The organism is Thermogemmatispora sp. (assembly GCF_042408735.1).
Lineage (GTDB): Bacteria > Chloroflexota > Ktedonobacteria > Ktedonobacterales > Ktedonobacteraceae > Thermogemmatispora.
Map to the genome: position 1 here is coordinate 1 of NZ_JBHOQV010000156.1, position 14,115 is coordinate 14,115.

6 protein-coding genes are annotated in these 14,115 nt (G+C 65.6%); 2 read left to right on the forward strand and 4 right to left on the reverse strand.

The features are described from left to right. The coding region (locus ACFMO7_RS17470; RefSeq protein WP_376796767.1) for a glycoside hydrolase family 6 protein at positions 1-304 on the forward strand (304 nt) is incomplete at its 5' end. Between the two features lie 257 nt (positions 305-561). Next, positions 562-2,595, forward strand: coding sequence for a tetratricopeptide repeat protein (locus ACFMO7_RS17475; RefSeq protein WP_376796768.1), 2,034 nt, complete (start codon positions 562-564; stop codon positions 2,593-2,595). A gap of 35 nt (positions 2,596-2,630) precedes the next feature. Here the strand turns inward: ACFMO7_RS17475 and ACFMO7_RS17480 are convergent, their stop codons facing one another. From ACFMO7_RS17480 to ACFMO7_RS17495, 4 genes are all read right to left on the reverse strand, one after another. Then, complete coding sequence (locus ACFMO7_RS17480; protein ID WP_376796769.1) at positions 2,631-3,701, reverse strand: hypothetical protein; 1,071 nt, start codon at positions 3,699-3,701, stop codon at positions 2,631-2,633. After that, positions 3,698-10,015, reverse strand: a complete 6,318-nt coding sequence (locus ACFMO7_RS17485) for a protein kinase (RefSeq protein WP_376796770.1) — start codon at positions 10,013-10,015, stop codon at positions 3,698-3,700. Before ACFMO7_RS17485 ends, ACFMO7_RS17480 begins: the two co-directional genes overlap by 4 nt. A 501-nt stretch (positions 10,016-10,516) precedes the next feature. Continuing rightward, positions 10,517-12,865 (reverse strand): 5-methyltetrahydropteroyltriglutamate--homocysteine S-methyltransferase, encoded by a 2,349-nt coding sequence (gene metE, locus ACFMO7_RS17490; protein ID WP_376796771.1) that lies wholly within the window; start codon positions 12,863-12,865, stop codon positions 10,517-10,519. A gap of 73 nt (positions 12,866-12,938) precedes the next feature. Then, entirely contained in the window at positions 12,939-13,973 is a 1,035-nt protein-coding gene (locus ACFMO7_RS17495) for a ribonucleotide-diphosphate reductase subunit beta (RefSeq protein ID WP_376796772.1), read from the reverse strand. Between the last annotated feature and the right edge of the window lie 142 nt (positions 13,974-14,115).

Sequence of the window (14,115 nt, forward strand, 5' to 3'; positions counted from 1 at the left end):
GGGGAACTGGTGCAACCAGCCGGGCGGGATAGGAGCGCGCCCGCAGGCCAACCCGGCGAGTGGGTTTGACGCCTTTGTGTGGATCAAGCCGCCCGGGGAGTCGGACGGGTCGAGCAGCCTGATCCCGCAGGGACCCAACAACCCGACGGGCAAGGGCTTCGACAGGATGTGCGACCCCACCTATGGGGGCAATTCGATGAACAACAACCAGCCGACGGGGGCGATGCCGAACGCGCCGGTGTCGGGGGCCTGGTTCCAGGCGGGCTTTGATACCCTGGTCCAGAACGCCTATCCTCCCTTCTAGGCCGGTTGGAGTGTAAGAGTCTTTGCTCTGGCGGCAAAGCTCCATTACCTGCGCAGCAGCCTGGTGCCGTGGCTGAGGGACCAGCCGCGGTACCAGGTTCATTTTGCTCGCCTTCTCCTGCTGTCGCGACAGTGTCCCACTGGTACGTTTTCCCCGCTTATGGTATCCTTAGCTGGTAGTGAGCCACAGGGTGGCAAAGAATGAGCGCGCCCTGCCCGGGGCAGGAACGGCCTCCATCTCAGGCCTGCGTGAGAGCAATGGCCACGACGGCACCAGGTAGCTATACAGGTCAACAGCTTGGGAATTATCGCCTTGGCGAGCGCCTTGCAAGTGGCAGCTTTGGCGAGGTCTATCTGGCCGAGCACCTGCTGCTGCCCCGTCGGGCAGCGGTCAAGTTTCTCAGCGGGGCGCGTGGGGTTTCCTCAAAGGAGCGGCAGGCCTTTCTACAAGAGGCCCGTCTGCTAGAGGAGCTGCGACATCCGCATATCCTGCCGCTTTATGATGCCGGTCTCGATCAGCACTTTCCCCCCTATCTGATCGCCGCCTATGCCGCTGGCGGTTCGCTGCGCGATCGCCTGCGCCAGCAGCCAGGCGGCTTGCCGCTGGAGGAGGCCCTGCAGATTCTCGAGCAGGTTGGCCGGGCCTTGGAGCATGCCCACAGTCAGGAGAGGCCGGTGATTCACCGCGATCTGAAGCCCGAGAATATTTTGTTCGATGCCGCTGGAACAGCCCTGCTGGCCGATTTTGGCATTGCTGTCATTCTGGATGCGGCGGTGACGCAGCGGCTCTCGATTGCTGGGACGCTCCCCTACATGGCGCCTGAGCAGTTTGAGGGACGGGTCTCGCCGGCGAGCGATCAATATGCGTTGGGCTGCCTGGCCTACGAGCTGCTGACAGGTCACAGGCCGTTTGCCGCCGCCGGTGGCCATTGGCTGGGCTGGGCCCGGCAGCACCGTGAGGAGCTGCCCCCGCCCCTGTCACGGTTCTGCCCTCAGGCAGTACCTCTCCACATCGAGCTGGCGATCTTGAAGGCCCTGATGAAGGAGCCGGCGGAGCGCCACGCCTCAGTGGGCGAGTTTCTCCTGGCGCTGCGCACGGCGCCGCATGATCCCGAGCAGTATCAGGGCTTCAAGCGCTGCTGGCTGCAGCGCGCCCGCGAGGAGGCGGCCCGGGGAGAGCTTGAGGCGGCCCTGGAGCGCTACCGGCTGCTAGAGAGCCTTGATCCTACCGATAGGCGGCCGCAGCACGAGAGTCTGGCGCTCAAGCGAACTCGCAAGCTCTCGTCGTCCACCGTTTCCTCCTCTGCAGCGCCCCTGCTCCATCCGGTTCCGACTTCGGCGCCGCTCCCAGGCAGTCCTCAGCCTCGGCCTGCTAGCTCCCCAGTGGTGGACTCTGCTGCCGCTCAGGCTCCACCATCGGAGGAACCCAGGCTCGAGGTGGGTCCAGTTCAGCCAGCCCTGACGCAGGCCCAGGTGCTGAAGGCAACGGGCGACCAGCTTTTCCGCGAGGGACACTACGCAGAGGCGCTCGGCAGCTATCTGCGGGCAGCCGCCGCTGATCCGCAGCTCCGGCTCGACTGGCGCTGGCTGGGCGATACCTGCTGGCAGCAGGCCCGCTTTGAGGAGGCGCTCGCCGCCTACGAGCAGGCCCTGCGTGAGAATCCAGGCGATAGCTATGCTCAGAGTGGGCGGGCGGCGACCCTGCAACGGCTTGGCAGAGTCGCCGAGGCCCTGCGCGCCTATGAGCTGGCGCTCGAGGCCGACCCGAGCAATGTGGCTGCGCACTATGGCCGCGGTCTGCTGTGCCTGGCGCGTGAGGACTATGGGAAGGCACTGGCGTCCCTGGAGCGCGCTGTGCAGCTTCAGCCGACGTTTGCGGCGGCTCACTGCGCCAGGGGCGATGCCTATTACCAGCAGCGAGCCTACCGGGCAGCTCTGGCAGCCTACGAGGAGGCCCTGCGCTGTGATCCCGACCTGGTGGATGCCCGCTATGGGCAGGCCGATGCCTTGCTCAAGCTCAGGCGCGAGGGCGAGGCGCGGGAGGCTTACCGCCTGGCGCTGGAGGCGGAGCAGCGGGCTGGCCGCGAGGAGCCATCGCTGCGACGGGCGGACGCGCTCTTTGTGCTGGGGAGGTATGCCCAGGCTCTATCGCTCTATGAGCAGCTGTTAGCCAGGGAGCCTGGCGACGCTGATCTGCACGAGCGGCGTGGCAACGCGCTGAAGAAGCTGGGGCGAGAGCGCGAGGCGCAGATGGCCTATCGGGAGGCGGATCGCCTGCGGGGCTATGTCTGAAGCCTCTGGGAGGCAGGCGATCCGTCTTCCGCCGCTCAGGGCTGGGGAGCCGAGCGGCGCAGAGTCAGGAAGATGGAGCCGCCCAGGAGGGCCAGGCCAGCCAGACTAAGAGCGGGCCAGACCAGGAGGGCGCTCTGGGGATTGACCAGGGTATAGACAACGGCTCTCATGGCCCCTCCCACGACCAGGGCGGCGCCGCCCAAGACGAAGAAGCGCACGCGCACAGCAATGCCGAAGGTGAAGAGGGCCAGCGACTCAGCCAGCAGCAGCAGGAGCGAAACCAGCTGTCCCGTCGTATCGCTGACGATGCTCAAGATGAAGGCGGGCAGCAGCAGCAGGCAGGAGCCGGCGACGACCAGCATGCGCCCCACCGCCTGGCTGCCGCGAGTCTGGCGATCGCGCAGCAGGAAGGGACTCAGGACGACCAGGTAGCTTGCTGGAGGCAGACAGAGGAGGTCGAGAGAGGGTTGCCAGAGGCTGCCGATCTCCCAGGAAAGGGCTACCGTCAGAAGCAGGCCAGCGGTATAGCCCATCCAGAGACGCGGAGCACGGCGGGACTGCAATAGAGAGAGCCAGATCAGAAGCAAGCCCAGGACAGTCAGAGAGAGCGGACCAGTCTGCAGAGAGAGGTCGAGCAGTCGCGCCGAAGCTGGCAGTCCTGACCAGGCGCCGTGTAGCTGTCCTGTCAGCTCGATGCTGATGCTGATCAGGACAATAGTGAACTGGCCACTGAGGGCGAGCGCCTGGGCTGGTGTGGCAGGAGCCAGCCAGAGGGGCGCCGGTCTGATGAGGCGCCAGAGGAACTGCGACAGGAAGAGCAGAACACAGACGAAGGTGCCCAGCAAGAGCGTTCTTGCCGGCGACCAGCCCAGGGTTGCCGGCAGCAGGGCCAGCAGCCAGGCCAGGAGAGCAGCCGGCAAGACGAGGGCTTCGGGAAGACGCTCGCGGAGCATGGCCAGGGTGGCAAGCAGGACAAAGCAGGCCAGCCCGACGAGCCGGTAGGGCGAGGCGCTCAGCCCGACGGAAAGGGCTGCCAGGCTGGCCAGGAGGTACCAGGGCCAGCTCCAGAGCAGACGCTCGAAGAGAGGGTGGGAGAATTCTCTCATGCTGCCTTCTCCTCATACTTGGGGGTAGGTCCAGGAACCTTCCGCCGTCGGCGCAGGCCGAGCAGGCCGAGCAGCGCGGCCAGGCTGCCGACAATGATCACCGCCTGATCCTTGCCGAAGGACAGGCCCAAGAACGAAAGCTGACCCCGCAAAGAGGGCCCCGCCAGTAAAGCCAGTCCCCAGACGCTCCACAGCCCTGTAAGGAGGGTGAGCAGCGCTAAGCCCAGGCCCAGAGCCAGGAGCCAGATCAGGAGACCATAGCCCAGCAGCAGGGCAGAGGCCAGCAGGATCCTCTGAGGATCTGAAGAAAGGCTGCCAGCGATCCCCAAGGCCAGGACGCCGGCACAGTTGGCAGCCAGGAGGGGGAAGACGTAGGCGCGCAGCGGCCAGCGCCGTTCAAGAATTGCTCCGCTGGCCAGGCAGGCGCTGGACAGGAGGCAGAAGACCGCCAATCCCTGCATATCTGGTTCTCGTCCCACAGCGGCACTGGCGTTGATCCCCAGCTGCAGCAGAGCCTCCAGAGCCAGGGGGATGGCCAGCCAACAGACGCCTACCTGACGGAGCAGCAGGCCAGAGCCATAGATGAGGAAGGCGGCCAGGGCGGCACTCCAGGCCTCCGGAGCGGGGAGGGAGGCAAATGGCTCGGGGTGTTGTAGGCCAAGTATGCTCCAGCCCACGACCAGCAGCGGCACCCAGCCCAAGGCCCAGGAAGGCCGGATCGCGCTTGTCGAGGCGCCTGGCCCCCGGCCGATGGCGGGCCCGGGCCTTCGGTCGGCCAGCAGGGAGAGGAAGAGCACTCCGAGGACCACGGGGAGCAACAAGCCACGGGTCTGCTCGACCAGGGCAATCTTGCCCAGGGCCCAGAGGCCGAAGATGCTGGTTGCCAGCGCCGCCAAAGGCCATCGCTCCAGAACAGCAACGAGCCAGGCCAGGAGGGCATAGCCGAGCAGTAGGAAGGCAACGGTGCCTGCCCAGCCAAAGCCCGCGCTCACGAAGGGGAAGGTAGCGGTTGCCAGAGCCGCGATGGCCGCTGTGGTATACCACGGCGCAACCAGCCGGAGGCGGAGCCACCTCTCCACGGGGGAGGAAGAGCGATCGAGGCGCCCCAGCAGAGTGCGACTCGTTCCAAGGGCCACGAAGGTGCAGAGAAGGACCAGGCCCGGCATGAGAAGGGCGCTCCCCAGGTCAGAGCCTCCCTTCTGCTGAGCGGCAACGGTGGCCAGGACGGCGAGGAGCGGCAGCAGCCAGAGGATCTCGGGAAGGGCCTCGATCAGAGCCACAGGCACGCTGAGGGATCCGAAGCCGAGCAGTAAGTAGGGTCCCATCAGGCTGAGCGGTCGCACGGAAGGAGCGGACCAGAGGTCGCCGAAGAGGGCCAGACTGGTGGCTCCCATTGCCAGCAGACTGCCGGTGTACCAGGGCAGGGACCAGAGCCAGGCAGCAGCCGGATCCTGGGGAGGCTGGTGAGCTGGCTGCCAGCGCAGTCGTTGCCACCACCCCAGGGCCAGCCCCATCAGAGCGGAGAGCGGGACCAGGGCCGGTACCAGCAGGGTCAGCGCCAGATTGGTGCGCCCCGCTGGCAGGAGAGCCGCCGCGCAGGTCTCCAGGAGCAGGAGAGGGACTAGCCAGAGCATAGCAGGCGCTCCTTCCAGCCCAGCGATGATCGTCAGCAGGGCGGCGTAGCCCAAAGGCAGGTAAGGGTTCCCTCCCCAGGGCCCTGCTGCCGCCGGCCAGAAGAGGGCCAGGCTGACGGCTCCCAGCGCCAGCAGGGCGGCACCGTACCAGGGCAGGGCACGGCGCAGGCGCAGCTCGCGCCGCTGTTGGCCCAGCCGACTCAGCAGCAGACCCAGCCCGCTACAGCCAGGAGCCAGGAGCGGCAGGAGCCAGGAGCTGCCAGCGGCGGGGAAGGGATTGGGGAAGAAGAGATCTCGCAGGAGCAGAATACAGGTCTCCAGGACCAGCGCCGGTGCGAGCCAGAGGAGCTCTGGCGCCTGCTCGAGCAGCCCAACGAGGGTCACAATGCAGGCAAAGCCCAACAGCAAGTAGGGGCCGGCCTGGGAGAGAATAAGGACCGGCGGCTGCGTCCACAGTTCTCCTGAGAGGGCCACACTGGTCGTTGCGATTCCCACCAGGCCACCGGCGTACCAGGGCAGGGCCCAGCGCCAACGCCAGAAGCTGCCTCGCCGTCCCACGTCTCGTGACTGCCAGACGCCCAGGGCCAGCCCGACCAGGGCGGAGAGTGGGACCAGAGCCGGCACCAGCAAAGCGGAGGGGAGGAGGAAACTGTCGGGCTTCAGGAAGAGGGCCGCTGTAGCCGCCTCCAGCAGCAGGAGCGGCACCAACCAGAGTACCTCGGGCAGACCCTCGACCAGCCCCACGATACTCACTACCCCCGCCAGGGCCAGCAAGACAAAGGCGCTGTACGTCTTGGGAGGCAGCGAATGCCACATGACCAATAGGAGGCTGAAGAGGCCTGCCACGTACCAGGGAATAGCCCAGCGCCGGCCTTTCAGGCGGCTGACCGCCATGCCCACGGCGGCTGTCCCCATGACCACGGCGGTCAAGGCCCAGAACTCGTCTTGTATCAGCCAAAGGGCTACCAGCGCGAAGAGGGCGGCAGGGGCAAGCCAGAGGCGGGTTCTGGCCCACCATCCGGCCAGGTAGGCCATCAGTCCCGCGGCCAGCGCCTCCGCTACGGCGAGCCAGCCGGAAGCGGCCAGCTCCTGGATGAGAGGAATAGCGGTTATGCCGGCCAGAGCGGCCCTGCTCCAGTTCTCTTCATCGGCGATCAGGAGGGCGGCCAGACCAAGACCGGTCCCCAGGGCCAGCACAGTCAGCGGCCAGTCCCATTCCCAGGCCACCAAGAGCCGCTCGCTCTGCCAGACCTGAGGTGTCAAGCGCAGCCTGAGCGTAGGGTTCGCCGGCAGGAAGCGATGCAGCAGCGCCGCCAGAACTGGCAGCAGAAGGCTCCCCGCTAGCAAGATGACGGCCCAGGCATTTGGGACCAGGTGGTCGACATCGGCGATCCACTTTGCCAACCCAGCCAAACCGACGAGGAGGAGCAAGCCCGGCAGCCAGAGCCAGAGCGAGCGACGCTGAGCCACGAGCACCGCGTAGATAGCGGCCCCCAACAGCAGCGGTACCAGGGTCCCATCGCTGTCCGTGCCCTGCACAGGGATCAGCAAGAGCAGCAGACCCAGCGCCACGGCCACGACGGCCTCCCAGGGAGCGCTATAGTCGCGCCCGCTCCAGGGGCGTACCAGACAGGAGAGGCCAATCAGCCCCCCGCAGAAGAGGCCCAGCCACCACAGAGGTGAGAGGCCGGCCCAGGCGATCGCCTGCCCCAAGGCAGCATAGCCCCAGAGAGCCATGCCCGCAGGCAGGATCTGCAGCCAGGGCAGGCGGCGAGGGCGAAGGAGCTGTTCCCCCTCCTCAGCCGCCACCGAGGCAGGAAAGAGCACCATCAGCAGGAGCAGACCGGCGCTGAGCAGGACCGTGGCTGCCCCAGCAAGCAGGCTCTCCCGCTCACTGGTGACTTGCGGCTGCAGCACCGTCAGAAAAGAGATCGGCAGCACAAGGCCATACCTCACCACCGTCAGCACTCGTCCCGGACGCAGGTAGGGCCAGGAGGCTGGAGAGGCCAGGCGTGCGTAGCCATCGAGGCAGGCCACCAGCCCGAGAAGGCCAAGGCCGCTCGCCAGACGGGCCGCTGTCGGGAAGGCCAGACTACAGACCAGAGGGACCGTTAAAGCCAGCAAGGCGATCAAGGGATACTGCAGGGCACCCTGGCGCAGGTGCTGGCCAACCCGTACCAACCAGACCTGCGCCAGGAGCAAGGTGAGCGGAATAGAGAAGAGATTCGCCCACAAAGGCGTGTCTGGAGATGGCTGAACGATCCAGAGAAACAGAAGGAGCAGGAAGCCGAGCAGACCAGCGAGGGAGGCCACTCCGTAGCCGAGCACCTGGGACGAGAGAGCCAGCGGGGTTCGCAGGACGTCCCAAGAGGTATGCAGCAGGCGTGCCAGAGGGGAGCGCCGGGCCGCCGCGGCATCGGTGAGAGCCTCGGCCTCAAGCAGAGCCAGGACCAGCCAGCCGCTGGCGACCCACCAGCCCCAGGAGCCGGGAGCAATGGCCCACACCAGAGAGGTGGCGGCCACTACCAGGGCCACCGTGCAGAGAATGGCGAAGGGGCTAAAGCGCTGAGAGACGGCCAAGACGCCGTAGGTCACGGCGGCGTAGAGAGCTGTCAGGGCCAGCAGCCACGGCCTATACTGCTCCTGCTGAAGCAGGAAGCCCAGATCGGGGAAGAGGAGAGGGACAGTCAGAGCGAAGAAAAGAGCGTAGATCCCCCGGAACTCACGGAAGTGCCTGGAGCGGCCCGTGATGGCAATCATCGAAGCAAAAAAGACCTGAGCGCAGAGAGTGACCGGAAGCGCATACTGCCGATTAGCAATGTGGAAGACCAGCAGCGCCGCCAGGAGAAGGAAAGTGCCCAGAGCGACCATCAGAGCCACCGGCGACTCAACCAGCGGTCGCAAGGTGGCAATGGGGCTGGAACGTGATGAACGTGCTAGACGTGGTGGAAGCGGCGGGCGCGCCGGGGCAGCCTGGCTGCCAGCGGTCGCGGCGGGAGCCTGGGCCAGGGGGCCTGGAAGCCGGCCCACGCCAGCCAGCTCCTGCCGGTTGGCAGGCCCTGACAGCGACGACTGGGCAAGAGCCGCAGCCTGGCGATCTGAGTCTGGGCGCTGGGGCTGTTGCTGCCCGTTTTCCGAGGTCGTTCTTGCCGTCTGGGAGGCTGGTGGCGGGGGCGCGCTGGGCTGTCCAGCCCGCTGGGGAGGCTTCAGCGCTTTCCTGACCAGCGTATCGTCGAGCGGACTGGCAGCCTCGGTCCCGGCCTCGCCCTCGGGAGCTGGCCGCGAGGCCGGCCCGGCCGGGGGTGCTGCAGAAGTCAAGACGATCTCGCTCTGGGGCAGCCGTTGAGCCTCGGGCTGGATGTTAAGGGCAGGAGCAGGAGACGAGGCTGGGTCTGGGGTCTGGCCGCCAGCCGCCATGAGTTGCTGCACCTCCCTCAGACGGCGCCGATAGCGCTCGAGAGCCTGCACGAGGGGGAGAAAAGCCGGGCTAAAGTGGGCCTCGCGCCTGAGCGCTAGCAGGGAGGGAACAGAGAGCCTTGCCAGATCCCCCAGGCGGATCGCGGCAGCGCCCGCCTGGACCAGGCCGCTCAGTTCAGCCGTTAGCTGCTCGAGAAAGCGCAGCTCCTCGCCCAGATCAGCAGGATAGCCGCAGGCCGGACAGGTCCGAAGCGCGCCGCTGGCAGGCAAAGGCTGACGGCAGAGACGACAGACCGGAAGGGGTTTCAGCCCCTGTTCGACTGGTGGCACTGGCTGATCTTGCGGGTGGAGCGCCTGCTCGGCGGGGGTCGGTGCCGAAGACGGCAGCGGCCTGTGCGTGAGGGCAGAGGGAGTGGCAGCGGCAGCGGGCGAAGCCGGCGGGATGACGGGTTGACTGACTTCCCGACGCATGGCCTGCAGGCAAGCCTCAACGAAGAGCTTGACCGAAGGAAAGCGCCTGCCGGGATCTTTATCCAGGGCCCTCCTGAGCACGCTGGCCAGCTCTGCTGGCACTGGCGCATTCAGCGGAGGAGGAGGGAGGTGCAGATGCTGCAGACAGACTTCGCGGAAAGAGCCAACAAAGGGCGGCTGGCCGCTGAGCCACTCGTAGAGCAGGCAGGCCAGGGCATACTGATCGCTGGCTGCCACCGGCAGGCCCAGAAGCTGCTCTGGCGCCAAGTAGGCTGCGCTCTCGTGCCCGCCGGTCAGGCGATGATGCCAGAGAGGGGGCAGTCCCAGCCAGCCGCCGTCGCAGAGCATCAGGCTGCCATCGTCCCGCAGCAGGATATTCTCGGGCTTCAAATTCAAGTGGAAGAGGCCCTGGCGATGCAGGTGCTGCAGGGCTGCCCCGAGTTGCTCGACCATCGACAGCAGCATCTCGGGACGTGGACTTGTTCCCTGGGGATAGCGCTGGCGCAGCGACCCGCTGGCAGCATACTCAGTTACCAGAAAAGGGAAGCTTTCGTGCAGGCCAGCCCCCAAGATGCGCACCAGCCCAGGATGCAGGATGTGGGCAGCGGCGCGCAGCGTCTCAACGAGGCGCAGACGATCCTGCCCAGAGAGGCTCACCGTGAACAGTTTGACGACAACAGGTTGCTGGCTGGCACGCTCTTCGCCGAGATAGGTCTCGGCCAGACTGTTTTTCCCCAGGAGGCGACTCAGGCTGTAGGCGCCCAAGGCTCCCGGCTGACCTGATGTAGTCATAAGTCCACCTCATTGAGGATCTGAAGAAGGAAGAAGCAAAAGAGCAAAATGAATCCAGATGAATCCAGGCGAACACCTCTTCAGCGGACCAGTCAGACATGCTCGGCTTCTATCGGATCGGAATAGCACAGAGAGGCAGGCAGACAGCCCTGTCTAATCTTGCCTGTATCAGGCCAGCAGCGCGTGCCGGAAAGGAAGAGGGCCTCAGCCAGCGGCTGAAGGCAGCAGGGGAAGCTGTCTGCCCTGTCCTGACCATACTTTGGAAGAGCAGCCGCGGCTAGGAGGCAGCTCACAGAGAGGAAGTGACTTGCTTCACACTTCGGTGTGAGCGAGGAGAGAGAGCGGGCCAGCCGGCGAGTGGAGGTGCCCACAAGCCTGCAAGCCTGCAAGAGCGGAGGAACAGGATCAAGCCAGGAGGCGCTGGGGCAGAGGGAGGCGCATTTTCCCCCTGTCCCAGCGAGGGTCGACATGCCCATGTCCCTGCAGCTCAGGGCAGGCTGGCTAGCTCGTGGCGCGTTGGGATTCGGGCCGTTCCTGTCCCTGCTCGCTTTCCAGGCGGGCGCGCACGGCCCGCACCGCCTGCACCAGGTTGGTCAGGGCCGGCTTGACTTCCTCCCAGCGGCGCGTCTTGAGGCCACAGTCGGGATTGACCCACACCTGGTGGGCGGGCAGTACCTCCAGGATGCGCAGCAGGCGCTGCTCATACTCGCTGACCGAAGGGACATGCGGCGAGTGGACATCGTAGACGCCCGGCCCGATCTCGTTGGGATAGCGATAGCGGACAAAGACGTTGAGCAGCTCCAGGCGGGAGCGGGAGGCCTCGATCGAGAGGACATCGGCGTCCATGGCCGCGATAGCCTCGATGATATCGCCGAACTCGGCGTAGCACATATGGGTATGGATCTGGGTTTCATCGCGCACCGAGGCCGAGACCAGACGGAAGCAGTCGACGGCCCAGTCGAGGTAGCTGGCCCACTGCGAGCGGCGCAGGGGCAGGCCCTCACGCAGAGCCGGCTCATCGATCTGGATGACGCGGATGCCGGCGGCCTCCAGGTCCCGGACCTCATCGTGCAGCGCCAGGGCCAACTGATAGCAGGTATCGGCCCGCGGCTGATCGTCGCGCACAAATGACCACTGCATCATTGTGACCGGACCGGTCAGCATGCCCTTGACGGGCCGGGAAGTCAGAGATTGGGCGAAGGCCGACCAGCGGACGGTCATAGGGCCGCGGCGCTGAACGTCGCCGTAGATGACCGGTGGGCGGACGCAGCGCGAGCCATAACTTTGGACCCAGCCATTGCGGGTGAAAAGAAAGCCATCGAGCTGCTCGGCGAAGTACTCGACCATGTCACTGCGCTCGAATTCGCCATGCACCAGGACATCGAGACCGATCTCCTCCTGGAAGCGAATGGCGCGCTCGATCTCGCCGCGAATGAAGGTCTCGTAGCCAGCGGCATCGAGGCGCCCGTTCTTGAAGGCTGCTCGGGCGGCCCGCACCTCCTCGGTCTGGGGAAAGGAGCCGATGGTGGTGGTCGGCAGGAGCGGGAGCTGGAGCTGAGCGCGCTGGCGCGGGCGGCGCTCTCCGTAGGGGTGCTGTCGAGCCGCACGCTGGGCACGGGCCTCACGGACGCGGCGGGCTACCTCCTCGTTGTGGATGCGCGGCGAGCTGCGTCGGCGCTGCAGGGCCTGGCGGTTGCGCTCAAGCTCCTCGGCGATGGCCTGCCGCCCTTCGTTGGCGGCCCGAGTCAGCAGGACGATCTCCTCCAGCTTCTGGTTGGCAAAGGCCAGCCATTGTTTCAGCTCGCCATCAAGATCGCTCTCCAGCTCCAGATCGACCGGCACGTGCAACAACGAGCAAGAGGGAGCCAGGAGGACGCGTTCGGAGCCGAGACGTTCGACCGCTCGTTCGACCAGCAGGAGCGCCTGCTCCAAATCGGTGCGCCAGACATTGCGCCCATCGACGAGGCCGAGCGAGAGCGTCAGCGTGGACGGAGCTCCGGCCAGGGCTGGCTCAAGCTGCTGGGGTGCGCGCACCAGATCCAGATGGAGAGCGGCGATCGGAAGCTGCAGGAGGGCAGGCAGAGCGGGACCGAGGTCGCCGAAGTAGGTGGCCAGCAGCAGGCGCAGCCCCGGGGCAGCCCGCTGCAGCCAAGCGTAGCTCTGCTCGACGGCCCGCAGGACTGGGGCCTCCAGATCGAGTACCAGGCAGGGTTCATCAAGCTGTACCCAGTTGGCGCCGGCGGCCTGCAGGCGCTGGAGCAGCTCCTCGTAGACCGGTAGAAGCTGTTCGAGCCAGGTCAGGGGCGAGAGATCCGCGCGGTGGGTCTTGCCCAAGAGCAGGAAGGAGACCGGTCCCAGCAGCACGGGGCGGGTCTGGATGCCCAGAGCCCGGGCCTCCTGGAACTCGTCCAGAGGCTTGCTTGAGGCCAGGCGAAACGAGAGATCCTCTTCAAACTCTGGAACGATGTAGTGGTAGTTGGTATCAAACCACTTGGTCATCTCCATCGGGGGCACCGCCTCGCCACCCGGGCCGGCCTCGAGGCCGCGGGCCATTGCAAAATAGGTGGACAGGTCTAGCCCTTCCCCGTTGCTGACATGGCGATAGCGGCGCGGCACCGCTCCCACCAGCAGCACCGTATCTAGCACATGGTCGTAGAGGGAAAAATCGTTGGCCGGGATGTGGCTCAGCCCCAGACGTTGCTGGAGCTGCCAGTGGGCCTGGCGCAAGGCGGCGGCCTGCTCGCGTAGTCCTTGCTCGTCCAGCTTCCCGGCCCAAAACTGTTCCAAGGCCCGCTTCAGCTCGCGTCTGGCGCCGATGCGCGGGTAGCCGAGATTGGTAGCCTGCACCATAATCCTAACCTGTTCCTTTCCTCACATCTGCTCGCTTGGGAGCCACCCAGCAGCGGTCGGGGGCACGCCCCACTCAATCCCATTCCAGCGTCGCCGCCGACCGGTACTCGGTGACCCGCGTCTCAAAGAAGTTCTTCTCTTTGCTCAGATCGATGGTCTCGCTCAGCCAGGGGAAGGGATGCGGCTCATGGTAGACCGCCGGCAGGCCGATGCGCTCCAGGCGCCGGTCCGCGATATGGCGCACGTAGCGGCCAAAGGCCGGAGCGTGCAGGCCGGCGATTCCCTCTGGCAAACAGTCGTAGGCATAGGCGATCTCCAGCTCTACCGCTTCTTCGATCAGTTCCATAATATGCCGCTCGAACTCCGGTGTCCAGAGTCCGGGGTTCTCGGCTTTGATGCCGTTGATCAGGTCGATGCCGAAGTTGAGATGGATGGTTTCGTCGCGCAGAATGTACTGGAACTGCTGGCCGATACCGGTCATCAGGTTGCGCCGATGGAAGGAGAGGATCATGGCGAAGCCGCTATAGAAGAAGATGCCCTCCATGATGACATAGTAGCCGATGAGGTTGTCCAGGAACTGGCGGGCGCGCTCCGGCTCGGCGGTATCAAAGTTGGGGTCAAGCAGGGCGTAGGTCAGCTTCATCTCGAAGGCATCCTTGCGCTGGATAGCCGGAATGCGATGGTACATGGTGAAGACTTCGCGCTCGTCCAGTCCCAGGCTCTCGACGATGTAGAGGAAGGCGTGAGTATGTACAGCTTCCTCGAAGGCCTGGCGCAGGAGATACTGGCGGCATTCGGCGTTGGTGATGTGCTTGAAGATGGCCAGGACGAGGTTGTTGCCAACAAGGCTCTCGGCGGTGGCGAAGAAGCCCAGGTTGCGCATGATGACCAGGCGCTCGGCCTCGGAGAGGCGGTTGCTGCGCCAGAGTTCGATGTCGCTGGCCATAGGGACCTCGTTGGGCATCCAGTGGTTGGCACAGCCGTTGAGATAGTGCTCCCAGGCCCAACGATACTTGAGGGGCATGAGCTGGTTGACGCTGACCGCGGGTCCGTTGATGAGGCGTTTCTCTTCAAGCAGATCCTTTTTTGGGTTGAAGGCTTGCGCCATGATGGTTCGTTGCTCCTTCTAGGGTGCCTGTCTGGCACCGTTGCTGGCAAATGGATATCAACAGATGGATTTCTCTCTGGGTGAATGGGCGCGTCTGGCGCCTGGCCGGGCGTGCAGACGCGCGCGCGGGGTATGGCCTGCG

Excerpts from the sequence above, each read along its gene's own strand:
- ACFMO7_RS17495 (WP_376796772.1), bottom strand. The coding sequence starts at position 13,973 with ATGGCGCAAGCCTTCAACCCAAAAAAGGATCTGCTTGAAGAGAAACGC.
- ACFMO7_RS17480 (WP_376796769.1), bottom strand. The coding sequence starts at position 3,701 with ATGAGAGAATTCTCCCACCCTCTCTTCGAGCGTCTGCTCTGGAGCTGG.
- ACFMO7_RS17475 (WP_376796768.1), top strand. The coding sequence starts at position 562 with ATGGCCACGACGGCACCAGGTAGCTATACAGGTCAACAGCTTGGGAAT.
- ACFMO7_RS17485 (WP_376796770.1), bottom strand. The coding sequence starts at position 10,015 with ATGACTACATCAGGTCAGCCGGGAGCCTTGGGCGCCTACAGCCTGAGT.
- metE (WP_376796771.1), bottom strand. The coding sequence starts at position 12,865 with ATGGTGCAGGCTACCAATCTCGGCTACCCGCGCATCGGCGCCAGACGC.